This is a genomic window from Streptomyces sp. SID9727, assembly GCF_010550605.1.
Classification (GTDB): domain Bacteria; phylum Actinomycetota; class Actinomycetes; order Streptomycetales; family Streptomycetaceae; genus Streptomyces.
In genome coordinates this window covers 1-24,206 of record NZ_JAAGNI010000389.1, presented here as the reverse complement: position 1 = coordinate 24,206, position 24,206 = coordinate 1, and the positions used below count along the sequence as shown (strand labels likewise).

Here is a 24,206-nt window from a genome sequence, read left to right as displayed (position 1 = left end):
CACCGTCGCCAGGTCGCCCGCGCGGTCCCGGCGGGCCCGCGCCAGGGCCGCCGGGGTGAGCACGGGCTGCGGCACCACGATCCCGCAGCCGGCGCAGACCGGGCCCGACCACGGTTCGCTGTCCAGGTCGTGCCGCCAGGTGATCGTGGTCCTGCCGCACACCGGGCAGCCGGTGCCGGGCTCCGCCTCCAGGGCCGAGATCAGCCGGGCCAGCACCTCGGCGAGCGGGGCCGAGGGGTGGACCGCCGGGTCGTCGCAGCGCGCGACGCCGTTGCCGCCCCAGGTGCGCCGGTGCCAGTCGTCGAAGGCGCCGGGCCGGCGCAGCCCCCGGTGCTTCTCCCGCCTGCGGCGCTCCGCGAACCCCGCCTCGTAACCGAGCCAGACCGTGCGGGCCCGCTCCAGCTCGTCCAGTGCCCGCACCAGCCGCACCGGGTCCGGGGCCCGGTCCTCGGGGGCTATGCCGTGCCGCGCGCACAAATGGTCCCAGGTCGCCCGGTGCCCGTAAGGGGCGAAGCGCTCCAGGCACTTGCGCAGCGAGTACCGCCGCAGTGCCAGGTCGCTTCTCGGGTCGCGGACCTGTCTCGCCAGACTCCGGAAACCGGCCATTGAGCCGCCACCTCCGTCGCTCGTACTCCGTCGCCCGTACTTCGGCGTCAGGGGATGGACGTACGACTGCCCGGATCGGCTCCATCCAAGGGTCGAAGCGTCCGAAAGATGAGACGCCGCACAGAATCCGGCGGCATGTGGTGATTTCGAAAAGGTGACCGATGTTCATCTTACCGGCCGGTCATACCGCCGGTAACCTGCCGCGCATCGGCCTCTCGGAGGAGTACGCATGCCCCCACGCACCCGTATGACCGCCCGCACCGGTACCACCAGAGCCGCCGTCCTGGCCGCGGCTCTCGCCCTCGGCACGTCCCTGCTCGCCGCCGCTCCCCACGCGGGCCCCGCCGAGGCGGACCCCGTCCCCGACCACTGCCAGGGGCAGTGCGACGACATCCTGCCGCCCGGCGAGAACGGCAACGCCACCCTGGTGGAGATCCTGGGCAACAAGGCGTTCGGCACCCATCCCGCGCACAGCGACGACCAGCTCGACCGCTACGACGGCCTGGTCGCCGGGCACACCGGGCTCACCGACCAGAAGCTCACCGACTTCTTCAACGACGCCTCGTTCGGCGTGCCGAAGGACCAGGTCGAGTCCGTCACCTCGCCGCGCGACGACGTCACCATCACCCGCGACAAGACCTCCGGCGTCCCGCACATCAAGGGCACCACCCGCTACGGCACCGAGTTCGGCGCCGGGTACGCGGCCGGGCAGGACCGGCTGTGGCTGATGGACCTCTTCCGGCACATCGGGCGCGGCGAACTGACCTCGTTCGCCGGCGGGGCCCTCGCCAACCAGGGCCTGGAGCAGCAGTTCTGGCCGCAGGCCCCGTACACCGAGGCCGATCTGGAGGCCCAGGTCGAGTACATCAGGACCCATGAGGGCGCCAGGGGCGAACAGGCGATGGCGGACGCGCAGGCGTACGTCGACGGGATCAACGCCTACCGCAAGAAGTCCAAGGACGGCCGCTACTTCCCCGGCGAGTACGTCCTGACCGGCAAGATCGACGCCATCACGAACATCGGCGAGATCCAGCCGTTCAAGCTGACCGACCTGATCTCCATCGCCTCGGTCGTCGGCGGCCAGTTCGGCGGCGGGGGCGGCGGCGAGGTGCAGGCGGCGCTGTCGCTGCTCGCCGCCCAGCAGAAGTACGGCGTCGCCGAGGGCACGAAGGTCTGGGAGTCGTTCCGCCAGCGCAACGACCCCGAGGCCGTGCTCACCATCCACGACGGCACCTCCTTCCCGTACGCGAACAAGCCCGACAAGGCCGTCGGCACGGCCCTCCCGGACCCGGGCTCGGTCACCGCCGAACCCCTGATCCACGACCGCACCGGCTCGGCGGGCACCGGGGTGAAGGCCCCCGTCAAGGCGCCGGCCACGCTCAGGAAGGCGCAGGGCATCTTCGACGACGGCGTCATCCCGGAGGGCTCGCTGCCCGGGTCCGGCTCCGGCGCCCAGAAGCGCGGGATGTCCAACGCCCTGCTGGTGTCCGGCAAGCACACCGCGAGCGGAAACCCGGTCGCCGTGTTCGGGCCGCAGACCGGCTACTTCGCCCCGCAGCTGATGATGCTCCAGGAGATCCAGGGCCCCGGCATCAGCGCGCGCGGCGTCTCCTTCGCCGGTGTCGGCATGTACGTCCAGATGGGCCGGGGCCAGGACTACGCCTGGAGCGCCACCTCGGCCGGACAGGACATCACCGACACCTACGCCGTCGACCTGTGCGAGCCCGACGGCTCCACGCCCACCAAGAACTCGACGCACTACCTCTCCCGGGGCGCCTGCACCGCGATGGAGAAGATGGAGAAGACCAACTCCTGGAAGCCGACCGTCGCCGACTCCACCGCCAAGGGCTCGTACCGGATGCAGGTCTGGCGCACGGACTACGGGATCGTCACCCACCGCGCCACGGTGGCCGGCAAGCCCGTCGCGTACACCTCGCTCCGCAGCACGTACCGGCACGAGGCCGACTCGATCATCGGCTTCCAGATGTTCAACGACCCGGCGTACGTCACCGACGCGGCGTCCTTCCAGCGGGCGGCGAGCAACATCGACTACGCCTTCAACTGGTTCTACGCCGACTCCCGCACCGCCGCGTACTACAACAGCGGGATGAACCCGGTGCGCGCGCCCGGCGTCGACCCGGCGCTGCCCGTCCGCGCCGAGAGGCCGTACGAGTGGCAGGGCTACGACCCGGCCGCCAACACCGCCTCGTACACCGCCTTCGCCGAGCACCCGCACTCCAGCGGCCAGGACTACTACGTCTCCTGGAACAACAAGCAGGCCGAGGGGTACGCGGCGGCCGGCTTCGGACTCAGCGCGGTGCACCGGGGCGACCTGCTGGACGACCGGGTGGCGAAGCTCGTCGCCGAGGGCGGAGTGACCCGTGCCTCGCTCACCCGGGCCATGGCGGACGCGGCCCTCACCGACCTGCGCGGCGAGCAGCTGCTGCCCGAGCTGCTGAAGATCGTCCGCTCCCAGCCGGTCTCCGACCCGGACCTGAACGCGGTGGTCCAGCAGCTGGACTCCTGGCGGGCGGCGGGCGCCCAGCGCAAGGAGACGAGTCCCGGCTCGCACACCTACGGGCACGCCGACGCGGTCCGGATCATGGACGCGTGGTGGCCCCGGCTGATCGAGGCGGAGTTCCGGCCCGGCCTCGGTGACGGCCTGTACGAGGCGCTCACCGCGAACCTCGGCACCGACGAGTCCCCGGCCGCCAGCCACGGGCCGAGCGGGGCGCACAGCGGCTCGGCCTTCCAGTACGGCTGGTGGGGCTTCGCCGACAAGGACCTGCGCCAGGTGCTCGGCCAGCAGGTCAAGGGCCCGCTGGCCAAGTCGTACTGCGGAGGCGGCGACCTGAGCGCCTGCCGTACGGCGCTGCTCGCCTCGCTCAAGGCGGCGGCGGCGGTCCCGGAGGCCGAGGTCTACCCGGGCGACGACAGCTGCAAGGCCGGCGACCAGTGGTGCACGGACTCGATCATCCACCGCGCGCTGGGCGGCATCGCCCAGAAGTCCATCCACTGGCAGAACCGCCCGACGTACCAGCAGGTGGTGGAGTTCCCGAGCCACCGGTAGACCCAGCCCGTCCGGCGGTTGAGGACGGAACCGGTCGGTCGGGCGGGCCCGCGCGCACGGCGACGCGCGCGCGGGCCCGCCCGCATGCTCACCGGTACTGCAGATACCGCTTCCGCACGGCCCGGAACGCCGCGAGGTCGTCCGCCCACGCGCCGACGACCTCGTCCAGGTCCGCCCCCGCGTCGATCATCGTGCGCACCCGGGTGTTGCCGGTCAGCTTGTCGATCCAGTTGTCCGACCGCCACGCGAACCCGCTCCACGTCCGCTTCGCGGTGATCAGCAGCGCGATCCCCGTACGCACCGGATCGAAGACCTCGCGGTCCTGGACGTGCAGCTGCACCCCGCCCACGGTCTTCCCCTGGAACTTCGAGAACGTCGGCGCGAAGTACGCCTCGCGGAACGCCACCCCGGGCAGATCGAGCGCGTTGGCGGCGTCCGCCCACGTGTGGTCGATGCCCTCCGCGCCCAGCAGCTCGAACGGGCGCGTCGTGCCGCGGCCCTCGGACAGGTTCGTCCCCTCGAAGAGGCAGGTGCCGGAGTAGACGAGGGCCGTGTCGGGCGTCGGCATGTTCGGGCTCGGCGGCACCCACGGCAGGCCCGAGGCGTCGAAGAAGTCGGAGCGCGACCACCCCGACATCTTCACGATCTCCAGCTCCGCCGGGCGCTCCTTCAAGAACTCCCCGTTGAACAGCAGCGCCAGCTCGGTCACCGTCATCCCGTGGGCCTGGGAGATCTCCCGGCGCCCCACGAACGTGCCGAACGCGGGGTCCAGGACCGGCCCGAGCGCCGCCCGCCCCGACACGGGGTTCGGCCGGTCCAGCACGACGAACCTCTTGCCCGCGAGCGCCGCCGCCTCCATGCAGTCGTACAGCGTCCAGATGTACGTGTAGAAGCGGGCGCCGGCGTCCTGGATGTCGAAGACGATCGTGTCCACGCCCGACGCCGTGAAGACGTCGGCGAGCGCCTGACCGCTCTTCAGGTACGTGTCGTAGACCGGCAGTCCGGTCGCCGGGTCGTCGTAGCGGCCCTCGGAGCCGCCCGCCTGGGCGGTCCCCCGGAAGCCGTGCTCGGGGCCGAAGACCGCGGTGAGGTCCACCCGGCCGTCCGGGTGCATCACGTCCACGATGTGCCGGACGTCGGACGTGATCCCGGTCGGGTTGGTGACGACGCCGACGCGCTGCCCCTTCAGCAGGGCGTAGCCGTCCGCCGCCAGCCGGTCGAAGCCGGTGCGGACCCGCTGCCCGCCCCCGTTCCCGTGCCCGTGGCCCTTGCCGTGCGAGGCACCGGCGGCCGCCGGCCCGGCCGAGGCGGCCGTGGCCGCGAGGGCTCCCATCGCACCGCCGGCGGTCAGCAAACCACGCCTGGACAGGCTCATTCGGCTACCTCCAAGATCGCGACGAGTGTCATGGTCACGCACGCTAGCGCGCGGACGGGCCCGGGGGAACGTGTCGGACGGGGCCGCCGCGCCGGGAGTGGCCGATGAGACGGTTCCCCCTCTTCCCACACGACATACCGACTGGTTAGTCTGCCCGTGCAGTCGGCTGAGAGGTGCGAGAGCGATGAGTACGGTGCAGGGCGCGGGCGTAGTGGTCACCGGGGCCGGAGGCGGCATCGGCGCCGCCCTCGCCCGCAGATTCGCCGCCGAGGGCGCACGGGTCGTCGTCAACGACCTCGACGCGTCCCGGATCGAGGCGCTCGCCGAGGAGACCGGCGCCACCGCCGTCGCCGGGGACGCCTCCCGGATCGTGGACGCCGCCCGGGACGCCCTGGACGGCACCGTCGACGTCTACTGCGCCAACGCGGGCCTCGCCTCGCCGGGCGACCCGCTGGCCGACGAGGAGGTCTGGGCCGCGGCCTGGGACGTCAACGTGATGGCCCACGTCCGGGCGGCCCGCGCGCTGCTCCCGGACTGGCTGGAACGCGGCAGCGGCCGGTTCGTCTCCACCGCGTCCGCCGCCGGGCTGCTCACCATGATCGGCGCGGCCCCGTACAGCGTGACCAAGCACGGTGCGGTCGCCTTCGCGGAGTGGCTGTCGCTGACCTACCGGCACCGGGGCGTCAAGGTGCACGCGATCTGCCCGCAGGGCGTGCGCACGGACATGCTCACCGCCGCCGGATCGGCCGGCGAACTCGTCCTCGCCCCCGGCGCCATCGAGCCCGGGGCCGTCGCGGACGCCCTGTTCGACGCCATGGCCGAGGACCGGTTCCTGGTCCTGCCGCACCCCGAGGTCGCCGGCTACTACGAGGCCCGCGCCGCCGACACCGACCGCTGGATCCGCGGGATGAACCGCCTCCAGCGCACCTGGGAGGAGACCGGAGCATGACCGAGTCCATCTACGCGGCGAAGCCCTGGCTCCCGCTGCTCAGCGAGGCCCAGCGGGCCCCCGTCCACCCCGCCGAGACCCTGGTGCACGCCTTCCGCGCGTCGGTCGCCCGCACCCCGGACCACCCGGCCCTCGCCTACTTCGACGGCCGCCTCGGCTACCGCGAGACGGACGGGCTCTCCGACTCCGTGGCCGGCCACCTCGCCGCCCGGGGCCTGGAACGCGGCGACCGGGTCGCGATCATGCTCCAGAACTCCCCGCAGTTCGTCCTCGCGCTCCTCGGCGCCTGGAAGGCCGGCGCCACCGTCGTCCCGCTCAACCCGATGTACAAGTCCGCGGAGGTCGGGCACGTCCTCAAGGACGCCCGGGTCACCGCCCTGATCTGCTCGGACCGGGCCTGGGAGGCGTACCTCCGGGACACCGCCGCGGCCGCGCCCGGCGTCCGGATCGCGCTCACCGCCTGCGAGCTGGACCTCCAGACGGAGAACGACGAGCGGGTCCTGAACTTCGAGCGGCTGCCCGCCGCCGGGGACGCCGACGACCTGGTCGCCGTCGCCCGCCAGGGCCTCGCCGCCCCGGCCGGCCGGGAGCCCGCCGCCGCCGACACCGCGCTGATCAGCTACACCTCCGGGACGAGCGGCACCCCCAAGGGCGCCATGAACTCCCACGGCAACATCATGGTCAACGCCGAACGCCAGCGCACCGGCCACCCCGTCCCCGAGGGCGCCGCCTACTTCGCGCTGGCCCCGCTCTTCCACATCACCGGCATGGTGTGCCAGCTGGCCGCCTGCCTCACCAACGCGGGCACCCTCGTCCTCGCCTACCGCTTCCACCCCGGGGTCGTCCTCGACGCCTTCGCCGAGCACCGCCCCGCGTACACCGTCGGGCCCTCCACCGCCTTCATGGCGCTGGCCGCGACCCCCGGCGTGACGCCCGAGCACTTCGCGTCCTTCCGGGTCATCTCGTCCGGCGGCGCGCCGCTGCCGCCCGCGCTCGTGGAGAAGTTCCGGGCGGGCTTCGGCCCGTACATCCGCAACGGCTACGGGCTCACCGAGTGCACCGCCCCCTGCGCCTCCGTGCCCCCGGAGCGCGAGGCGCCCGTCGACCCGGTCTCCGGCACCCTCTCGGTCGGCGTGCCGGGCCCGGACACCGTCGTCCGCATCCTGGACGAGAACGGTGCCGAGGTGCCCTTCGGGGAGCAGGGCGAGATCGCGGTGCGCGGTCCGCAGGTCGTCTCCGGCTACTGGGGGCTGCCCGAGGCCACCGCGGCCGCCTTCCCCGACGGGGAGCTGCGCACCGGCGACATCGGCTTCATGGACCGCGAGGGCTGGCTCTACGTGGTCGACCGCAAGAAGGACATGATCAACGCCTCCGGCTTCAAGGTGTGGCCCCGCGAGGTGGAGGACGTCCTCTACACGCACCCGGCCGTCCGCGAGGCCGCCGTCGTGGGCGTGCCCGACGCCTACCGGGGGGAGACGGTCCGGGCGTACGTCAGCCTGCGTCCCGGCGCGTCCGTGGAGCCGGACGAGCTGGGGGCGTACTGCAAGGAACGGCTCGCCGCGTACAAATACCCGCGCGAGGTCGAGATCCTGGCCGAGCTGCCCAAGACGGCAAGTGGGAAGATCCTCAGGCGGGAACTGCGTTCAGCCCGCTAGAACAGACATTCGCGTACGCACGGAAGGAAGGCGGCGGCTATGGCCAAGGAGACGGACGGGAGCGGCACCCCCGTCCCCCAGCGACTGCTGGCCGCCGCCACCCGGCTCTTCGCCGAGCAGGGCTACGACCGCACCTCGGTGCAGGAGATCGTGGAGGCGGCCGGAGTCACCAAGGGGGCCCTGTACCACTACTTCGGCTCCAAGGAGGACCTGCTCCAGGAGGTGTACGCCCGGGTGCTGCGCCTCCAGCAGGAGCGGCTCGACGCCTTCGCCGACGCCGAGGCGCCGATCGAGCGGCGGCTGCGCGACGCTGCGGCCGACGTCGTCGTCACCACCATCGAGAACCTGGACGACGCCTCGATCTTCTTCCGCTCCATGCACCACCTGAGCCCGGAGAAGAACAAGCAGGTACGGGGCGAGCGGCGGCGCTACCACGAGCGCTTCCGCGCCCTGATCGAGGAGGGCCAGCGCAGCGGGGTGTTCTCCACGGCCACCCCGGCGGACCTCATCGTGGACTACCACTTCGGCTCGGTCCACCACCTGTCGACCTGGTACCGCCCGGACGGCCCCCTCACTCCGCAGGAGGTCGCCGACCACCTCGCCGACCTGCTGCTGCGGGCGCTCAGACCGTAACGGCGGCGCCCTGCCCGCCGCACAGCCGCCCGAGCAGCGCCTCCGCCGCCGGGTTGCGCGGCCGGGGCGCCCGGCCCACCAGCAGCACCGTCCGGCCCGGCTCGGGCTGCCGGATCGTCACGCACGGCAGCCCCGCGTCCTCGCCGATCCGGCGCGGCACGATCGCCACCCCGATGCCCGCCCGGACGAGGTCGACGAGGAGCCGGATCTGCGTGACGTCGCAGGTGATGCGGCGCTCCAGACCGCAGTGCGCGGCCAGCCGGCGCACCGCCGTCTCCAGGCCGGTACCCGCCCGGAAGTCCACGAACGGCTCCTCGGCGAGGTCCTTGATCAGGGTGCGCCCGGCCCTCGCGAGGGGGTGGCCGGGCGCGGTGATCAGCACCAGCTCCTCGTGCCAGGTGGCGAACGCGGTGATGCCCTCGGGCAGTTCGGCGGCGTCCGGCGCCAGATAGGCGAGGTCCAGCTCCCCGGCGCGGACCGCCGCCACCAGCTCCGGTGTCGTCGCCTCGCGCAGCGAGATCTGCACCCCGGGCCACAGCCGGTGGAACGCGGCCAGCTCGGCGGCCAGGTCGACGCAGGTCAGCGTCTGGATCGTGCCGACGCGGACCCGCCCGGTGGCCAGCCCCGTCACCGCCGCCACCGCGTCCCGGGCTGCGTCCGTCCCCGCGAGCACCGCCCGCGCGGCGGGCAGCAGCGCCCGGCCCGCCTCGGTGAGGACCACCCGGCGGCCGGTGCGGTCGAACAGCTCGGCGCCCAGTTCCCGTTCCAGGTTGCGCACGGACGTGCTCAGCGCCGACTGCACGATCAGCTCGGCGCGGGCGGCGGCGGTGAAGCTGCCGTGCGTGATCACCGCCATGAAGTGGCGGAGCTGGCGTATCTCCATGCATCTACGGTAGCGATGGCTCCCAGCGAATCCATCTGTTGGACCGCCTTCCGGGCCGGGGCCAAGCTGGATTCATGGCGCACATCCAGAGCTCCACCCGCATCCCCGCCCTGTGGACCGCGGCCTACGGCCCCCGCCGCCCCCGCACGGTCCGCCTGATGGCCCGCACCCTGCTGCGGGTACGGGCCTTCGCCCGCGAACTGGCCCTGGCCGACCACGTACCGTCCGGGGGTTACTGAAGCGCTACAGGTACTTCTTGATCTCCCGCCGGGCCAGCGAGCGCTGGTGCACCTCGTCCGGGCCGTCCGCCAGCCGCAGCGTCCGGGCCGAGGCCCACAGCTCGGCGAGCGGGAAGTCCTGGCTCACCCCGCCCGCGCCGTGCAGCTGCACCGCCTGGTCGAGGATGCCGACCACCGCGCGCGGAGTCGCGATCTTGATGGACTGGATCTCGGTGTGCGCGCCCCGGTTGCCGACGGTGTCCATCAGCCAGGCCGTCTTCAGCACCAGCAGCCGCAGCTGCTCGACGGTGACCCGGGCGTCCGCGATCCAGTTCTGCACCACGCCCTGCTGGGCGAGCGGCTTGCCGAAGGCGGTACGCGAGACCGCGCGCCGGCACATCAGCTCGATCGCGCGCTCCGCCATGCCGATGAGCCGCATGCAGTGGTGGATGCGCCCCGGGCCCAGCCGGGCCTGGGCGATGGCGAAGCCGCCGCCCTCCTCGCCGATCAGGTTCGACGCCGGGACGCGCACGTCCTCGAAGACGACCTCCGCGTGGCCGCCGTGCCAGTGGTCCTCGTAGCCGTACACCCGCATGGCGCGCTTCACCGTCAGACCGGGGGTGTCCCGGGGGACGAGGATCTGCGACTGCTGGCGGCGGATGTCCGCGCCGTCCGGGTCCGTCTTGCCCATCACGATGAAGATCTCGCAGTCCGGGTTCATCGCCCCGGAGATGTACCACTTGCGGCCGTTGATGACGTAGTCCCCGCCGTCACGGGTGATCCGGGTCTCGATGTTGGTCGCGTCCGAGGAGGCGACCTCCGGCTCCGTCATCGCGAAGGCCGACCGGATCTCCCCGGCCAGCAGCGGTTCCAGCCACCGCTTCTTCTGCTCGTCGGTGCCGAACTCGGCCAGCACCTCCATGTTCCCGGTGTCCGGCGCCGCGCAGTTCGTCGCGGTGGGCGCCAGACGCGGCGAGCGGCCCAGGATCTCCGCCAGCGGCGCGTACTGGAGGTTGCTCAGCCCGGCCCCGTGGTCCGTGCCCGGCAGGAAGAGGTTCCACAGGCCCTGCCGGCGGGCCTCCGCCTTCAGGTCCTCCACGATCCGCGGGGTCTGCCAGGGCGAGTCCAGCTCGGCGCGCTGCTCGTCCGCGACCCGCTCGGCCGGGTGGACGTGCTCGTCCATGAAGGCGAGGAGCCGGGTGCGCAGCTCCTCGGTGCGGGCGTCGAATGCGAAGTCCATGGGGGTTCAGCCTTCCTGGAGGGTGGTGAGGCCGTGCTCGATGAAGACGGGGACGAGGTCGCCGATGCGGTCGAAGCCGCCGCCGACCGTCTGGCCCAGGGTGTAGCGGTAGTGGATGCCCTCCAGGATCACGGCGAGCTTGAACCAGGCGAACGCCGTGTACCAGGAGATGGCGGAGGTGTCGCGGCCGGAGCGGGCCGCGTAGCGCTCGATCAGCTCGGCGGGGGACGGGTGGCCGGGCGCGCTGCTGGTGGTGGAGACCGGCGACTCGGGCAGCCCCAGGTCGGAGCTGTACATGACGAGCAGCCCGAGGTCGGTGAGCGGGTCGCCGAGCGTGGACATCTCCCAGTCGAGGACGGCCCTGATCTCGTCGTCGGCGCCGATCAGCGCGTTGTCCAGGCGGTAGTCGCCGTGCACCACCGTGGGCGCGGGGGAGACGGGCAGGTCGCGGCCGAGCGCCGCGTGCAGCTCGTCGATGCCGGGCAGCTCGCGGCTGCGGGAGCCGTCCAGCTGCTTGCCCCAGCGGCGCAGCTGCCGGTCCAGGAAGCCCTCGGGCCGCCCGAAGTCGCCGAGCCCGACCGCCCCGGGGTCCACGGCGTGCAGCTCGACCAGCGTGTCGACCAGGGCGAGCACGGCGGCGCGGGTGCGCTCCGGGCCGAGCGGGGCCAGCTGCTCGGCCGTGCGGTACGGGGTTCCCTCGACGTACTCCATGACGTAGAACGGCGCTCCGAGGACCGAGTCGTCCTCGCAGAGCAGGAGCGGTTCGGGCACCGGGACCGCCGTCGGGTGCAGGGCGCTGATCACCCGGTGCTCGCGCTTCATGTCGTGCGCGGTGGCCAGGACGTGCCCCAGCGGAGGCCGGCGCACGACCCACTGGCCGGTGCCGTCGGTGACGACGTACGTCAGGTTCGACCGGCCGCCCTCCACGACTCGGGCGTCCAGCGGCCCGTTCACCAGCCCCGGGCGCTCGCGGTCCAGGTGTCCGCGCAGCCGGTCGAGATCGAGACCTGGCGGGTGGACGTGGCTCATCGTGCGTACCTCCGGGGTGGGCGAATGGTCGCTCTCATGATGCCGACCAGTCGGTATGTCGTCCAGTGTGCTCCCGGAACCGGATGCGGAGTCTTTCGTGGCGGTAGAACCGGGCCTCTGGTGCTCGGTCGTATCCCTGAATAGGGTTCACGTATGGATACCGCGCTCCTCATCGACGAAGTCCGGCTGACCCCGATCCTCATCGCCGACCCGCCCCTGCTCAACACGCAGGGGGTCCACCAGCCGTACACGCCGCGGCTCGTCGTGGAGGTCGTCACCCGGGGCGGGGTCACCGGCATCGGGGAGACCTACGGCGACGGCACGTACCTGGAGCTGGCGAGGCCGCTGGCCGCCGCCCTGCCGGGCCGCCCGGTCAGCGATGTGAACGGGCTGTTCGCCCTGGCCGACGAGGTGTGCGGCGACTCACGGGCGGCCGACGAGCGGGTCGACGCGAGCGGGCTGCGCGGCGTGCAGACCGCGGACAAGCTGCGGCTCTCGGTGGTCTCCGGCTTCGAGGTGGCCTGCCTGGACGCGCTCGGCAAGGCCGTCGGGCTCCCGGTGCACGCGCTGCTCGGCGGCAAGGTCCGCGACCGGGTCGAGTACAGCGCGTACCTCTTCTACCGCTGGGCCGAGCACCCGGAGGGCGGCGAGCGCGACGACTGGGGCGCCGCCCTCGACCCGGCCGGCGTCGTCGCCCAGGCCCGCCGCTTCGCCCGCGACCACGGCTTCTCCTCCTTCAAGCTCAAGGGCGGCGTGTTCCCGCCGGACGAGGAGATCGCCGCCGTCCGCGCGCTCGCCGAGGCCTTCCCGGGGCAGCCACTGCGCCTGGACCCCAACGGCGCCTGGTCCGTGGAGACCTCGCGGTACGTCGCCGAGCAGCTGGAGGACGTCCTCGAATACCTGGAGGACCCGGCGAGCGGCACGGACGCGATGGCCGCCGTCTCGGCCGCCACCGGCGTACCGCTGGCCACCAACATGTGCGTCACGACGCTCGCCGAGGTCCCCGAGGCGTTCGCCCGGGACGCCGTCCAGGTCGTGCTGTCCGACCACCACTACTGGGGCGGGCTGCACCGCACCCGCGAGCTCGCCGCGATCTGCCGCCTGCACGGTGTCGGGCTCTCGATGCACTCCAACACCCACCTGGGGATCAGTCTCGCCGCGATGACGCACGTCGCGGCCACCGTCCCCAACCTGGACTACGCCTGCGACAGCCACTACCCCTGGCAGTCCGAGGACGTCATCACCGCCCGCCACGTCTTCGAGGACGGCCGCCTCACCGTCTCCGACGCCCCCGGCCTCGGCGTCGAACTCGACCGGGAGCGGCTCGCCGCCCTGCACCGCCGCTGGCTCGACGACGACGGCACCCTGCGCGAGCGCGACGACGCCGCCGCGATGCGCAAGGCCGATCCGGACTGGCGGACCCCCTCGATCCCGCGCTGGTGACGGCACCGGCTGAGTTGCGGGCGCGCCGTCCCACCGCGAGGGTCGGAGCATGAAGGCGATCAGCTACAGCCGATTCGGCGACGAGGGCGTCCTGGAGTACGGCGAGCGGCCCGACCCCACGGTGGGCCCCGACACCGTCCTGGTGAAGGTACGCGCCGCCGCCGTGAACCCGGTCGACCGGCAGGCCCGCGAGGGCGCCCTGGACGGCCTGCTCGACACGGTCTTCCCGGTGATCCCCGGCTGGGACGTCTCCGGCGTCGTCGTCCAGCCCGGCGTCGCGGTGGACGAGTTCGCGGTGGGCGACGAGGTCATCGGCTACGTACGCGAGGACTTCCTCGGCCGGGGGACCTTCGCCGAGTACGTGGCCGCGCCCGTGCGCACCCTCGCGCGCAAGCCCCTGCGCCTGAGCTTCGAGGAGGCGGCGGGCCTGCCCCTGGCCGGCCTCACCGCCTATCAGGTGCTCCACCGCGTCCTGCGCGTCCAGGAGGGCGAGACGGTCCTCGTCCACGCGGCGGCGGGCGGCGTCGGTTCGCTCGCCGTCCAGCTCGCCCGGCACGCCGGTTGCCGCGTCATCGGCACCGCGAGCGAGCGCAACCACGACCATCTGCGGCGGCTCGGCGCGGAGCCCGTGGAGTACGGGGACGGGCTGGCGGACCGGCTGCGGGCCCTGGCCCCCGACGGCATCGACGCCGCCTTCGACACGGTGGGCGGGGACGCCCTGCGCGCCTCCGCCGAGACCCTGGCCCCGGACGGGCGCCTGGCCTCCATCGTGGACACCGAGGTGTTCTCGTACGGCGGCCGGTACGCGTTCGTCCGGCCCGACGCCGAGGACCTCGCGCACCTCGCCGAACTGGCCGAGCAGGGCATCGTCACCGTGCACGTCGACCGGGTCTTCCCGCTGGCCGAGACGGCGGCGGCCCAGCGGCTCAACGCGGAGGGCCGGACCCGGGGCAAGATCGTCGTCAGCGTGGACTGGGACGCGCCGGAGGGGTGAGCCGGGGGCCCGGCCCTCAGAACAGCATCGCCGCCGCGAACACCGCCAGCGCCACCGTGCACGCGGCGGCCGTGATCACACCCGCCGCCTCCATGGGCTCCGGGCGGGCGCCGCCCATGGACTGCACCCGGCGGTGGGCGACCAGAAGGAACCCCAGCCAGGCCAGGGCGCTCAGGGACAGCGCGATGACCCCCGCGCTCGTCGCCCCGCCGTGCAGCGTCTGCCGCACGGCCAGCACCGCGGCCACCGTGCACGACAGGGTGGTACGCCGCCACGCCAGCCGGGTCCGCTCCGGCTGGAGCCCCGGGTCGCGCTCCCCGGCGGTCACCGGCCCTCCCAGCCGAAGAGCACCACCACCACCATCGCCACCGCCACCACGGCGACCGCGACGCTCAGCAGCGTCGGGAAACGCGAGACCGGCAGGTCCTCGCCGCGCCGCATCGCCCGCTCGCACCGCACCCAGTGGTTGACCGCCCGCAGCGCGCACAGCACGCCCGCCGCGAGCAGCGCGAGCGACAGGCCTGCCCGCACCCAGCCGGACAGCTCCGGCAGGAACTGGTCGACCGCGAAGCCGCCGCCGATCAGGGCCAGGGCGGTCCGGATCCAGGCGAGGAAGGTCCGCTCGTTGGCGAGCGAGAAGCGGTAGTCGGGCGTCTCGCCTTCGGCGCGGATGCGCTGCGGTGCGAACCACAGCCGCAGGCTCTGTACGAATTCGTTCACGCCTGGACCTTAGACCGCCCGGCAAATGGTGGCTGGCGTCGCGGGGCTGGGCACGCGCATCTGCCGCGTTGTCGTCAATCACCAACGCTCCGCGTTGCCTCGATCCTCCGCCTTGCAGCTGCACGCACCCAGCCCCGCTCCTTCATCCGCCCACCACTTGCCGGGCGGTCTTATCCGCCGCTTTTCCGTCCACTTCCGACCGGCTCAGTCGGCTTCCCGGAACGCCCGCAGCCGCCGGTAGCAGTCCAGCCCGTCCGGCACCCACAGCCAGTCGCCGAGTCGCCGCTCCAGCTCCGCGTCGTCCAGGAAGGCGTGCCAGGCGACCTCTTCCACCTGCGGGTTCACCGGAAGCTCGCACCTGACCTGGTAGACCGCCGACCACCAGGTGTGGTGGCCGCCCTCGTCCTCGTAGAGGAACGTGAACAGCGGCTCCGGGTGCGGGAGCCCCGATACGCCCAGCTCCTCCTCGGCCTCCCGCAGCGCCGCCTCGTCGTAACTCTCGCCCGCGCCGACCACCCCGCCGACGAACATGTCGTAGTGCGAGGGGAACACCAGCTTGCTCGCGGTCCTGCGGTGCACGAAGACCCGGCCCTCGGCGTCCCGCGCCTCGACGAAGACGCACCGGTGGCGCAGCCCGCGGGCGGTCGCCTCGCCGCGCGGGGCCTGCCCCACCACCACGTCGTTCTCGTCGACGATGTCCAGGATCTCGTCAGAAGGGTTCATGCCCGCCATCCAACCGCAGGCCCCGGGCGGCCCGGCACCGCCCCGCGCTCAGTGCCGCTGGAGGCTGTGCGTACCGCGCCGCACCGGGCCCTCCGGCATCGCCGGATGCAGCCCCAGCAGCACGATGCCCGTCACGATCGCCGCGAGCCCCGTGGCCTGCCAGGCCAGCGCGCCCGTGTCCGTCCGCACCCGGTCGCCCAGGAAGCCGATCCCGCAGGCGATCCCGGCCAGCGGCTGGGCCGCCGTCAGCGCGGGCAGCGACATCCGCAGCGGACCCGTCTCGAAGGCGCTCTGCACCAGCAGCAGGCCCGTCACCCCGAGCACGAGCACCGCGTACGGCTGCCAGGACGTCAGCAGGCCCGACCAGCCCGCCTCCGAGAAGCGCTCACCGCTCACCCGGGTCAGCGCGTCCTGCAAGCCGTAGAGCAGCCCGGCGGCCACCGCGAGCAGCGCCGGGGACATCCGTGACCTGCGGCGCTTGGCGAACGCGGTCAGCAGCAGCGCGAGCCCCGCCACCACCCCGACGACCAGCCAGTGCCGCAGCGGGCTCGACACCGCCTCGCCGCCCTTCGGCTCGCCCGCCACCAGGAACGCGGCGACCCCGAGGGCCAGCAGCCAGAGCCCCGCCCAGCCCTGCCGGCCGAGCCGCTGGCCGGTACGGTGCCGGGACAGGGCCATCGCGAAGAGCAGGTTCGTAGCCAGCAGCGGCTCCACGACGGAGACCTCGCCCTTGCCGAGCGCCAGCGCCCCGAGCACCATCCCGCACACCATGAGCCCGATGCCCGCCAGCCAACTGCGCACCTTCATCAGGTCGAGCAGCAGCCGGAACGTCAGGTAGTCGCGCTTGGGCGCGTGCGCGGCGGCTGCCTGCTGGAACACGAAGCCGAAGCCCAGACAGCAGGCGGCCGTCACGGCGAGCACGAGGACCAGCACCGACACTTGTCCACCCCACGTCAGGCCGGAGGAGGGTGATGTGCTTCGACGATAACCGCCCGCCCCGGCCGGTGCGGCGCGGCGCGGCCGACCGGGGCGGTGACCGGGCGGTTGACGCGGGGAGGTGCGGTGCCCAAGATCTGACGCACCAGTAACTTCGCGAGCCCCGACAAGGATGGAAACCATGGCGTACGACGCTGATGTGATCGTGATCGGGGCGGGGCTCGCCGGGCTCGTGGCCGCCGCGGAGCTGGTGGACGCGGGGCGCTCGGTCATCGTGCTCGACCAGGAGCCGGAGCAGTCGCTCGGCGGCCAGGCGCACTGGTCCTTCGGCGGCCTCTTCCTCGTGGACTCGCCCGAGCAGCGCCGGATGCGCATCAAGGACAGCCATGAGCTGGCCCTCCAGGACTGGCTGGGCACGGCCGGTTTCGACCGCGAGGAGGACCACTGGCCGCGCCAGTGGGCCGAGGCGTACGTCGACTTCGCGGCCGGTGAGAAGCGCTCCTGGCTGCACGCCCAGGGCATGCGGTTCTTCCCCGTCGTCGGCTGGGCCGAGCGCGGCGGTTACGACGCGAACGGCCACGGCAACTCCGTCCCCCGCTTCCACATCACCTGGGGCACCGGGCCCGGCGTCGTCGCCCCCTTCGAGCGCCGGGTCCGCGAGGGCGTCGCCAAGGGCCTCGTCACCTTCCGCTTCCGCCACCGGGTCACCGGCCTCGCCCGCACCGGGGGCGCCGTCGACACGGTGACCGGCGAGATCCTGGAGCCGAGCGCCGCGCCGCGCGGGACCGCGAGCAGCCGGGACGCCGACGGCTCCTTCGAGCTCCGGGCCCAGGCGGTGATCGTCACCTCCGGCGGCATCGGCGGCAACCACGACCTCGTACGCGCCCAGTGGCCGCAGCGGCTCGGCACCCCGCCGGCCAAGCTGCTCTCCGGCGTTCCCGCGCACGTCGACGGGCTGATGCTCGGCGTCGCCGAGAAGGCGGGCGCCCACCACATCAACCGCGACCGGATGTGGCACTACACCGAGGGCATCGAGAACTGGGACCCCATCTGGGACAAGCACGCCATCCGCATCCTGCCCGGCCCGTCCAGCCTCTGGCTGGACGCCACCGGCAAGCGGCTGCCCGTCCCGCTCTTCCCCGGCTTCGACACGCTGGGCACCCTCGAACACATCATGCGCACCGGCCACGACTACACCTGGTTCGTGCTCGACCAGAAGATCATCGGCAAGGAGTTCGCCCTCTCCGGCTCCGAACAGAACCCCGACCTGACCGGCAAGTCCGTCCGCGGCGTGATCGGCCGCGCCCGCGCCGACGTCCCGGGCCCCGTGAAGGCGTTCATGGACCACGGGGCGGACTTCGTCGTGGAGAAGGACCTCGGCTCCCTCGTGCGCGGCATGAACGCCCTCACCGGGGACGGCCTCATCGACGAGGACGCGCTGCGCCGCGAGATCACCGCCCGCGACCGGGAGATCGCCAACCCCTTCACCAAGGACCTCCAGATCACCGCGATACGGGGCGCCCGCAGCTACCTGGGCGACAAACTGATCCGCACGGCGACGCCCCACCGCATCCTCGACCCGAAGGCCGGGCCGCTCATCGCCGTACGGCTCAACATCCTGACCCGCAAGTCGCTCGGCGGCCTGGAGACCGACCTGTCCTCGCGCGTCCTGACCGGCGACGGCACCCCGCTCCCCGGGGTGTACGCGGCGGGGGAGGCGGCCGGCTTCGGCGGCGGCGGGGTGCACGGCTACCGCTCGCTGGAGGGCACCTTCCTGGGCGGCTGCATCTTCTCCGGCCGCGCGGCGGGCCGGGCGGCGGCGAAGGCGGTCGGCTGAGGGCGCTCGGCCGAGGGGTTCCCGGCCGCGGGCGCGTCCGTCCGGTGGGGTTCCTGGGACGGAACCGTGGGGAGACGCCCCTATCCGGGCATGGGAAGAAGATGCCAGGAGTAGCCGAACCCGTCATCAACCTCGTCCGGCGCACCACGGAGCCCGTGGCGGCGCAGACCCTGCGCTCCACGGGCGCCGCGGTCATCGCCTATGCCGTGGCGACCGCGACCCTGACCGAGCCCGCACCCCTGACCGCACCGCTGACCGCGCTGCTCGTCGTCCAGGTCACCCTCTACGCCACCGTCAACATGTCGGTCAAGCGTGTGGTGGCCGTCGTCGTCGGCGTCCTCATCGCGAGCGGCTTCAGTTCCCTGGTCGGCATTTCCTGGTGGAGCCTGGGGCTGACCATCTTCACGGCGCTGATCATCGGCAGACTGGTCCGGGTGGACGAGTTCGTCCCCGAGGTGGCGATCAGCGCCATGCTGGTCCTCGGCGTCACCTCGCAGACCGCGCGCTCCAGCATGGCGTGGGAGCGCGTGTACGAGACGCTGATCGGCGCCGGCGTGGGCCTGCTGTTCAACCTGCTGTTCGCCCCGCCCGTCTGGGTGCAGACCGCGGGCGCCTCCATCGACGGGCTGGCCCGCGAGATGGGGCAGATGTTCCGCGATCTGGGGAGCGACCTCGCCCGCCCGGTCACCGTGGCCGAGGCGGCCGAACGGCTGCACCGGGCCCGCCGACTCGACCACGACATCGTGGAGGTGGACGCCTCGCTGCGGCAGGCCGAGGAAAGCCTCATGTACAACCCGCGGGTGCGGCAGGGGCTGCTGCACCGCGTGGTGCTGCGGACGGGCCTGGACACGCTGGAGATCTGCGCCGTCGTCGTCCGGGTGCTGTCCAGGACCCTCACCGACCTCGCCAAGGACCGGGGCGACGCACCCCTCTTCCCGGCCGAGGTCGCCGCCCACACCACGGAACTGTTCGAGCAGATGGCGGGGGCCATCGAGAGCTTCTCGCTGCTCATCACGACCCCGGTCGCCGCCAGCGCCGAGGAGGCCGAGGACCGGCTCACCGAAGCGCTCGACACCAGCCGGAGGACCCGCGACCTGGTGGCGGACATGCTGCTGGCCGCCGTCCAGGAGCACCCGCGGAAGTGGCAGCTGCACGGTGCGCTGCTCGCCGAGGTGGACCGCATCCTGGACGAGCTGGACATCGAGAAGCGCGCCGAGCGCCTGGGCCAGGAGCTCGACCGCCGCTCGGCCGTGCTGCACGAACGCCATCCCCGGCTGCTCGCGTTCCGCCGCCGTCTGGGCCTGGTGAAGGGCGCGGGCCGGAGCAAGCGGGCCGGGGCCGAGGCGCGGTGAGACCCGGTCAGCCCTCCGCGCCCGCCTCGATGCGCTCGACCACCCGGAACCGCTCGGCCACGATCATCGTCTCGTCGTCCACCGTGAACTCCGGGTCGCCGAGCGCGTCGCGCATCTCCTCGCTGTGCCAGAACCGCTCGTGGCCGGCCCGCCACTCGGCGACCGAGGCGTAGCCCTCGCCCTCGTCCAGCGCGTGCTGGAGGCCGACGTCCGCCAGTCGCAGCACGCGTACCTCGGTCACCTCCAGTACGGCGATCTCCCGGCCGTCCGAGTCGATCAGGGCGGACCGCTCACCGACCGGCGGCAGCTCCTCCTGTTCGATCTCGTACTCCACGAGCAGTCCGGAGGTGGACACCTTCCGCCCGTCCAGGACCGCGGCGACCAGCTGGTCGCGCAGCGGCCCGGGGAAGGCGAGCAGGAAGGGCTTGAGCGCTTCACGGTTCGGCATGGGCGCCAGTGTGGCACCGGGCCCCTCCCCGGCGCGCGATAAATCTGACGGGACGGTGACGGCCCGCTCCCGCCCCTGGCGCGCCGGCGCCCCGGGTGCTCGAATCGTCGGGTGAACACTTCCCCGCCCGACGGCCCGGACGGCCTCGGCGCCCCCGTCGGCCGCCGCGTGGTCCTGGCCATGCTGGGCCTCGGCGCCGCCGGACTCGTCGCCGCGCCCGTGCTGCAACGCACCCTGGAATCGGGTCTGGGCGCGGTCGCGGGCAAGGACCCCACCGGGCTCACCGGGCTGCTGCCCAACGGCGGCGGCTTCCGCTACTACTCCGTCGCCTCCTCCGTACCGGCGAAGGGCGCCGCCGACTACCGGCTGACGGTGGACGGGCTGGTCGACCGCCCGGCCACGTACACGCTGGACGCGCTGCGCGGGATGCGGCAGACCCGTACCCTCCGGGACGTCCAGTGCGTCACCGGCTGGCGGGTTCCGGAGACCGCCTTCGAGGGCGTGCGGCTCTCCGCCCTGCTGGACGCGGCCGGGGTGCGGCCGGGTGCGAGGGCCGTCCGCTTCACCTGCTTCGACGGGACCTACAGCGAGAGCCTCACCCTCGCCCAGGCCCGCCGCGCCGATGTGCTCGTGGCGCTGCGGATGAACGACGAGCCGGTGTCGCACGCCCACGGCGGACCGGTACGGCTCTACGTGGCCCCGATGTACTTCTACAAGTCGGCGAAATGGCTCTCCGGGATCACCGTCACGGACTCCGTACGCCCCGGTTACTGGGAGAAGCTCGGTTATGACGTCGACGCCTGGGTCGGCCGGTCCAACGGCCGCGACGACGCCCCCACCGTCTGACCCGGCCGGCCGGGTCCACCGGTTCGCCCGCCCGGTGCGCCTGGTGCACCGGACCACCGCCGCGCTGATGCTGCTGTGCGTGGCCTCGGCCGCCTGCCTGTACGTGCCGCAGCTCGCCGGACTCGTCGGGCGCCGCCGCCTCGTGGTCACCGTGCACGAGTGGTCCGGGCTGCTCGTTCCCGTACCGCTGCTCGCGGGGCTGGCGGCGCGGTCGCTGCGGGCGGACCTGCGGCGGCTCAACCGGTTCGGGCCGCACGACCGGCAGTGGCTGCGGGCGGCACTGCGGCGCGACCGGCGGCCCGGTGCGCGGCCGGCCGGGAAGTTCAACGCCGGGCAGAAGCTCTACGCGGCGTGGATCGCCGGGGCGGTGCTGGTCATGGCCGGCACCGGACTGCTGATGTGGTTCACCGGGTTCGCCCCGCTGGTGTGGCGCACCGCCGCGACCTTCGTCCACGACTGGCTGGCCCTCGCGGCCGGCCTGGTGCTGGCCGGCCACATCGCCCTGGCATACGCCGACCCGGAGGCACGCCGCGGCATGCGCTCCGGGTCGGTGGGCCGGGAGTGGGCCCGCCGCGAGCACCCGCTGTGGGCGCCCGACCGGCGGGACCGGCTAGACGATCAGTGACAGCAGCAGGATGAAGACCAGCGAGACCACGGAGATGATGGTCTCCATCACCGACCAGGTCTTCACCGTCTGGCCCACGTTCATGCCGAAGTACTCCTTCACCAGCCAGAAACCGGCGTCGTTGACATGGCTGAAGAAGAGCGAGCCCGCGCCGACGGCGAGGACGAGCAGGGCCGCGTGCGAGGTCGACATGTCGGCCGCGAGGGGGGCGACCAGGCCGGCCGCCGAGATCGTGGCCACGGTCGCCGAGCCGGTCGCGAGCCGGATCGCGACGGCGATCAGCCAGCCGAGCAGCAGGGCGGGGATCGACCAGTCCTCGGAGAAGTCCAGGATCATCTGGCCCACGCCCGCGTCGATCAGCGTCTGCTTGAAGCCGCCGCCCGCGCCCACGATGAGCAGCACACCGGCGATCGGGGCGAGGGACTTCTCCACGGTGGTGGAGAGCCGCGCCTTGGTGAAGCCCGCCGCCCGGCCCAGCGTGAACATGCCGACGATCACGGCCGCGAGGAGCGCGATCAGCGGCGAGCCGATCACGTCGGTGACCTTCTGGAGCCCCTGCTCCGGATCGTCCACCACGATGTCCACGAGCGCCTTGATCAGCATCAGCACGACGGGCAGCAGGATCGTGGCGAGGGTGGCGCCGAAGCCGGGGCGGCGCTCCAGCTCCTCGGAGGGGCGCTGCGGGATCATCTTCTCCGGCGCCTTGATGTCCACCCAGCGGGCGGCGTAACGCGAGAAGACCGGTCCGGCCAGGATCACCGTCGGGATGGCGACGACCACACCGAGGGCCAGCGTGACGCCGAGGTTGGCGTCGAGCGCGTCGATCGCGACGAGCGGGCCGGGGTGCGGCGGGATGAGGCCGTGCATCACGGACAGGCCCGCCAGGGCCGGGATGCCGATGCGCATCAGGGAGTAGTTGCCGCGCTTGGCGACGAGCAGCACGACCGGGATCAGCAGGACGATCCCGACCTCGAAGAACAGCGGCAGACCGATGATCGACGCGATGAGGACCATCGCCCACGGCATCGCCCGCTTGCTCGTCCGCGCCAGGATCGTGTCCACGATCTGGTCGGCGCCGCCGGAGTCCGCGAGCAGCTTGCCCAGGATCGCGCCGAGCGCGATCAGGACGCCTACGCCCGCGACGGTCGAGCCGAGGCCCGCGGTGAAGCTCGCTATCGTCTTCGCCGGCGCGGCACCGGCGAACGAGCCGAGCGCCAGCGAGCCGATGGTGAGCGCGAGGAACGCGTGCATCTTGAACTTGGTGATGAGCAGGACGATGACGGCGATGCCCGCCAGGACGGCGATGCCCAACTGAGCGTTGCCTGCCGAGGTGATCGGTTCGGCGGCGTCCGCTGCCAGCATCTCGACGCTGAGACTGGTCACGGTGGTGATCCTTAGACGTCATCTCAATTGGTGAGGTGCCGTCGGATGAACGGTGCCGTTCCCAGAACGAGGGCGGCGAAGACTGCCAGCCGTTGCAGGCGGGGCTGAGCGGCGAGGTTGCTGTCCTGGATGCCGTAGGCCGCGTACCAGTTGGCGGCGAGGTCGGTCGCCACGATGACGCAGGCGAGGTCGATTCCTTGGCATTTGCCCCGGATCAGTAGCACGGCGGCGAGCGTGTCGAACAGCGCCAGCGACGACCAGTAGAGGTTGAGCCACCATGGCGCCCAGTCGTACGGGTGCAGACCATGGCGTTGAAGGTCGGTGACGTGTGCGGAAGCCCCGATGAAGAGCAGGGCGGCTGCGATGCTGCAGGCCGATATGACCGCCCAGCGCGGGGCGTGGTGCATCCATCCGATCATGCTGTGGATCGTCCCACCTGCGGGTGTCGCCCGTCAGGTTGTCAGTCTGCGGTAGCAGATGAGGGCGGCTGCGATGCCGACGAAGGCCAGGAAGTGCTCGGCCTTGCGCTCGTAACGACGGTGCAGGCGGCGGCAGCCGCCCAGCCAGGACATCGTTCGCTCGATCGTCCAGCGATGCCGGCCCAGTCTCGTGGAGGATTCGACGCCTCTTCGGGCGATGCGGTGGCGGATGCCGCGCCAGCGGAGCCAACGACGCAGGTGGTCGTAGTCGTACCCCTTGTCCGCGTGGAGCTTGGCGGGCCGTCGCCGGCGCGGGCCGCGGCGGGACCGGATCGGTGGAATGCCGCGCACCAGCGGCTCAAGCGCCTGGCTGTCGTGGAGGTTCGCGCCGGAGATCCCGACGGAGATGGGCAGACCGGTCCGCTCGGTGATCAAGTGGATCTTCGACCCCTTCTTGCCCCGATCGACAGGATTCGGACCTGTCAGCTCCCCCCTTTCAGGGCCCGCATGTTCACCGAGTCGATCGCGCAGCGCGACCAGTCCAGGCCGCCGCGCGAGCCCAGCTCATCCAGGATGACGCGGTGCAACTTGGCCCAGACTCGGGCGGCACTCCACTCGGTGAACCGCCGGTGAGCAGTCGGCCCCGACGGACCGAAGACCGGCGGCAGCTGCCGCCAGGTGCAGCCTGTCGTGGCCACGAAAACGATCGCGGCCAGCACTTCGCGATCCCCGTACCGGCGACGGCCGCCGCCCTGCGGTCGGGCCGGAGCAGGCGGGACCACCCGCTGGAACAGCTTCCACAGCTCGTCCGGCACCAAGCGC

Annotated in this window: 24 protein-coding genes; 11 read left to right on the top strand and 13 right to left on the bottom strand. The window is 72.6% G+C overall.

Going from position 1 to position 24,206, the window contains the following annotated elements; genetic code table 11:
• Positions 1-606: hypothetical protein (locus G3I41_RS27595; RefSeq protein WP_164403088.1), on the bottom strand; the 606-nt coding region annotated here is incomplete at its 3' end.
• Positions 607-835: 229 nt separating this feature from the next.
• Between G3I41_RS27595 and G3I41_RS27590 the strand changes: the two genes are divergently transcribed.
• Entirely contained in the window at positions 836-3,676 is a 2,841-nt protein-coding gene (locus G3I41_RS27590) for a penicillin acylase family protein (RefSeq protein WP_164403087.1), read from the top strand.
• Between the two features lie 88 nt (positions 3,677-3,764).
• Here G3I41_RS27590 and G3I41_RS27585 read toward each other — a convergent pair whose 3' ends face one another.
• The gene (locus tag G3I41_RS27585; protein WP_164403086.1) at positions 3,765-5,051 is read right to left on the bottom strand and encodes a DUF1343 domain-containing protein; all 1,287 of its coding nucleotides are present in this window, start codon (positions 5,049-5,051) and stop codon (positions 3,765-3,767) included.
• A 184-nt stretch (positions 5,052-5,235) separates the two neighbouring features.
• On the opposite strand from G3I41_RS27585, the gene G3I41_RS27580 reads away from it, so the two are divergent.
• From G3I41_RS27580 to G3I41_RS27570, 3 genes are read left to right on the top strand one after another with little or no spacing between them, the layout of a single operon-like run.
• Positions 5,236-6,000, top strand: coding sequence for an SDR family oxidoreductase (locus G3I41_RS27580; protein WP_164403085.1), 765 nt, complete (start codon positions 5,236-5,238; stop codon positions 5,998-6,000).
• A complete protein-coding gene (locus tag G3I41_RS27575) occupies positions 5,997-7,655 on the top strand; it encodes an AMP-binding protein (RefSeq protein ID WP_164403084.1) in 1,659 nt (552 codons plus the stop codon). The genes G3I41_RS27580 and G3I41_RS27575 overlap by 4 nt, the downstream gene beginning before the upstream one ends.
• A 39-nt stretch (positions 7,656-7,694) precedes the next feature.
• Positions 7,695-8,288, top strand: a complete 594-nt coding sequence (locus G3I41_RS27570) for a TetR/AcrR family transcriptional regulator (RefSeq protein ID WP_164403083.1) — start codon at positions 7,695-7,697, stop codon at positions 8,286-8,288.
• Here G3I41_RS27570 and G3I41_RS27565 read toward each other — a convergent pair.
• Positions 8,278-9,171, bottom strand: a complete 894-nt coding sequence (locus tag G3I41_RS27565) for a LysR family transcriptional regulator (RefSeq protein ID WP_164403082.1) — start codon at positions 9,169-9,171, stop codon at positions 8,278-8,280. The two genes, G3I41_RS27570 and G3I41_RS27565, sit on opposite strands and share 11 nt — an antisense overlap.
• Positions 9,172-9,245: 74 nt before the next feature.
• Between G3I41_RS27565 and G3I41_RS36530 the strand changes: the two genes are divergently transcribed.
• Positions 9,246-9,410 (top strand): hypothetical protein, encoded by a 165-nt coding sequence (locus G3I41_RS36530; protein ID WP_203601737.1) that lies wholly within the window; start codon positions 9,246-9,248, stop codon positions 9,408-9,410.
• Positions 9,411-9,414: 4 nt separating this feature from the next.
• On the opposite strand, the gene G3I41_RS27560 is transcribed toward G3I41_RS36530, so the two are convergent.
• Both G3I41_RS27560 and G3I41_RS27555 read right to left on the bottom strand, forming a co-directional pair.
• Positions 9,415-10,629 (bottom strand): acyl-CoA dehydrogenase family protein, encoded by a 1,215-nt coding sequence (locus G3I41_RS27560; protein ID WP_164403081.1) that lies wholly within the window; start codon positions 10,627-10,629, stop codon positions 9,415-9,417.
• Between the two features lie 6 nt (positions 10,630-10,635).
• A complete protein-coding gene (locus G3I41_RS27555; RefSeq protein WP_164403080.1) occupies positions 10,636-11,658 on the bottom strand; it encodes a phosphotransferase family protein in 1,023 nt (340 codons plus the stop codon).
• A gap of 153 nt (positions 11,659-11,811) precedes the next feature.
• Here G3I41_RS27555 and G3I41_RS27550 point away from each other — a divergent pair, with 153 nt between their 5' ends.
• Both G3I41_RS27550 and G3I41_RS27545 read left to right on the top strand, forming a co-directional pair.
• Positions 11,812-13,101, top strand: coding sequence for a glucarate dehydratase family protein (locus G3I41_RS27550; protein ID WP_164403079.1), 1,290 nt, complete (start codon positions 11,812-11,814; stop codon positions 13,099-13,101).
• Positions 13,102-13,150: 49 nt separating this feature from the next.
• Positions 13,151-14,095 (top strand): NADP-dependent oxidoreductase, encoded by a 945-nt coding sequence (locus tag G3I41_RS27545; RefSeq protein ID WP_164403078.1) that lies wholly within the window; start codon positions 13,151-13,153, stop codon positions 14,093-14,095.
• Between the two features lie 16 nt (positions 14,096-14,111).
• Here G3I41_RS27545 and G3I41_RS27540 read toward each other — a convergent pair whose 3' ends face one another.
• From G3I41_RS27540 to G3I41_RS27525, 4 genes are all read right to left on the bottom strand, one after another.
• Complete coding sequence (locus G3I41_RS27540) at positions 14,112-14,423, bottom strand: DUF202 domain-containing protein (protein ID WP_164403077.1); 312 nt, start codon at positions 14,421-14,423, stop codon at positions 14,112-14,114.
• Positions 14,420-14,815 carry a DUF202 domain-containing protein gene (locus G3I41_RS27535; RefSeq protein ID WP_164403076.1) on the bottom strand — a complete coding sequence of 132 codons (396 nt, stop codon included), beginning with the start codon at positions 14,813-14,815 and terminating at the stop codon, positions 14,420-14,422. Before G3I41_RS27535 ends, G3I41_RS27540 begins: the two co-directional genes overlap by 4 nt.
• A gap of 204 nt (positions 14,816-15,019) precedes the next feature.
• Positions 15,020-15,538 carry an NUDIX domain-containing protein gene (locus G3I41_RS27530; RefSeq protein WP_164403075.1) on the bottom strand — a complete coding sequence of 173 codons (519 nt, stop codon included), beginning with the start codon at positions 15,536-15,538 and terminating at the stop codon, positions 15,020-15,022.
• Positions 15,539-15,586: 48 nt separating this feature from the next.
• A complete protein-coding gene (locus G3I41_RS27525) occupies positions 15,587-16,477 on the bottom strand; it encodes a DMT family transporter (RefSeq protein WP_164403074.1) in 891 nt (296 codons plus the stop codon).
• A 178-nt stretch (positions 16,478-16,655) separates the two neighbouring features.
• Here G3I41_RS27525 and G3I41_RS27520 point away from each other — a divergent pair, with 178 nt between their 5' ends.
• Together G3I41_RS27520 and G3I41_RS27515 are read left to right on the top strand one after the other, a co-directional pair.
• Positions 16,656-18,311 carry an FAD-binding dehydrogenase gene (locus G3I41_RS27520; protein ID WP_164403073.1) on the top strand — a complete coding sequence of 552 codons (1,656 nt, stop codon included), beginning with the start codon at positions 16,656-16,658 and terminating at the stop codon, positions 18,309-18,311.
• Between the two features lie 101 nt (positions 18,312-18,412).
• Complete coding sequence (locus G3I41_RS27515; RefSeq protein WP_164403072.1) at positions 18,413-19,663, top strand: aromatic acid exporter family protein; 1,251 nt, start codon at positions 18,413-18,415, stop codon at positions 19,661-19,663.
• 7 nt (positions 19,664-19,670) lie between these two features.
• On the opposite strand, the gene G3I41_RS27510 is transcribed toward G3I41_RS27515, so the two are convergent.
• The gene (locus G3I41_RS27510) at positions 19,671-20,111 is read right to left on the bottom strand and encodes an ASCH domain-containing protein (protein WP_164403071.1); all 441 of its coding nucleotides are present in this window, start codon (positions 20,109-20,111) and stop codon (positions 19,671-19,673) included.
• A gap of 180 nt (positions 20,112-20,291) precedes the next feature.
• Between G3I41_RS27510 and G3I41_RS27505 the strand changes: the two genes are divergently transcribed.
• Positions 20,292-20,957 (top strand): molybdopterin-dependent oxidoreductase, encoded by a 666-nt coding sequence (locus G3I41_RS27505; RefSeq protein WP_239081868.1) that lies wholly within the window; start codon positions 20,292-20,294, stop codon positions 20,955-20,957.
• Positions 20,899-21,582, top strand: coding sequence for a cytochrome b/b6 domain-containing protein (locus tag G3I41_RS27500; protein WP_203601736.1), 684 nt, complete (start codon positions 20,899-20,901; stop codon positions 21,580-21,582). Before G3I41_RS27505 ends, G3I41_RS27500 begins: the two co-directional genes overlap by 59 nt.
• Here G3I41_RS27500 and G3I41_RS27495 read toward each other — a convergent pair.
• From G3I41_RS27495 to G3I41_RS27485, 3 genes are all read right to left on the bottom strand, one after another.
• Positions 21,568-22,965 carry a gluconate:H+ symporter gene (locus G3I41_RS27495; RefSeq protein WP_164403068.1) on the bottom strand — a complete coding sequence of 466 codons (1,398 nt, stop codon included), beginning with the start codon at positions 22,963-22,965 and terminating at the stop codon, positions 21,568-21,570. The two genes, G3I41_RS27500 and G3I41_RS27495, sit on opposite strands and share 15 nt — an antisense overlap.
• A 23-nt stretch (positions 22,966-22,988) precedes the next feature.
• Positions 22,989-23,384 carry a hypothetical protein gene (locus tag G3I41_RS27490; protein WP_239081601.1) on the bottom strand — a complete coding sequence of 132 codons (396 nt, stop codon included), beginning with the start codon at positions 23,382-23,384 and terminating at the stop codon, positions 22,989-22,991.
• 33 nt (positions 23,385-23,417) lie between these two features.
• Positions 23,418-24,202, bottom strand: a protein-coding gene (locus tag G3I41_RS27485; RefSeq protein WP_239081604.1) for an IS5 family transposase whose coding sequence is annotated in 2 segments (ribosomal slippage) — positions 23,418-23,881 and positions 23,881-24,202 — 786 coding nt in all. Because the reading frame shifts where the segments join, the coding sequence is not laid out codon by codon here.
• Positions 24,203-24,206 lie beyond the last annotated feature (4 nt).

What these genes read in the sequence shown, in the direction of transcription:
- G3I41_RS27570 (WP_164403083.1), top strand. Translation starts at nt 7,695, where the DNA reads ATGGCCAAGGAGACGGACGGGAGCGGCACCCCCGTCCCCCAGCGACTG.
- G3I41_RS36530 (WP_203601737.1), top strand. Translation starts at nt 9,246, where the DNA reads ATGGCGCACATCCAGAGCTCCACCCGCATCCCCGCCCTGTGGACCGCG.
- G3I41_RS27520 (WP_164403073.1), top strand. Translation starts at nt 16,656, where the DNA reads ATGGCGTACGACGCTGATGTGATCGTGATCGGGGCGGGGCTCGCCGGG.
- G3I41_RS27545 (WP_164403078.1), top strand. Translation starts at nt 13,151, where the DNA reads ATGAAGGCGATCAGCTACAGCCGATTCGGCGACGAGGGCGTCCTGGAG.
- G3I41_RS27510 (WP_164403071.1), bottom strand. Translation starts at nt 20,111, where the DNA reads ATGCCGAACCGTGAAGCGCTCAAGCCCTTCCTGCTCGCCTTCCCCGGG.
- G3I41_RS27575 (WP_164403084.1), top strand. Translation starts at nt 5,997, where the DNA reads ATGACCGAGTCCATCTACGCGGCGAAGCCCTGGCTCCCGCTGCTCAGC.
- G3I41_RS27550 (WP_164403079.1), top strand. Translation starts at nt 11,812, where the DNA reads ATGGATACCGCGCTCCTCATCGACGAAGTCCGGCTGACCCCGATCCTC.
- G3I41_RS27490 (WP_239081601.1), bottom strand. Translation starts at nt 23,384, where the DNA reads ATGATCGGATGGATGCACCACGCCCCGCGCTGGGCGGTCATATCGGCC.
- G3I41_RS27565 (WP_164403082.1), bottom strand. Translation starts at nt 9,171, where the DNA reads ATGGAGATACGCCAGCTCCGCCACTTCATGGCGGTGATCACGCACGGC.
- G3I41_RS27530 (WP_164403075.1), bottom strand. Translation starts at nt 15,538, where the DNA reads ATGAACCCTTCTGACGAGATCCTGGACATCGTCGACGAGAACGACGTG.
- G3I41_RS27590 (WP_164403087.1), top strand. Translation starts at nt 836, where the DNA reads ATGCCCCCACGCACCCGTATGACCGCCCGCACCGGTACCACCAGAGCC.
- G3I41_RS27505 (WP_239081868.1), top strand. Translation starts at nt 20,292, where the DNA reads ATGCTGGGCCTCGGCGCCGCCGGACTCGTCGCCGCGCCCGTGCTGCAA.
- G3I41_RS27555 (WP_164403080.1), bottom strand. Translation starts at nt 11,658, where the DNA reads ATGAGCCACGTCCACCCGCCAGGTCTCGATCTCGACCGGCTGCGCGGA.
- G3I41_RS27580 (WP_164403085.1), top strand. Translation starts at nt 5,236, where the DNA reads ATGAGTACGGTGCAGGGCGCGGGCGTAGTGGTCACCGGGGCCGGAGGC.
- G3I41_RS27500 (WP_203601736.1), top strand. Translation starts at nt 20,899, where the DNA reads ATGACGTCGACGCCTGGGTCGGCCGGTCCAACGGCCGCGACGACGCCC.
- G3I41_RS27515 (WP_164403072.1), top strand. Translation starts at nt 18,413, where the DNA reads ATGCCAGGAGTAGCCGAACCCGTCATCAACCTCGTCCGGCGCACCACG.
- G3I41_RS27560 (WP_164403081.1), bottom strand. Translation starts at nt 10,629, where the DNA reads ATGGACTTCGCATTCGACGCCCGCACCGAGGAGCTGCGCACCCGGCTC.
- G3I41_RS27585 (WP_164403086.1), bottom strand. Translation starts at nt 5,051, where the DNA reads ATGAGCCTGTCCAGGCGTGGTTTGCTGACCGCCGGCGGTGCGATGGGA.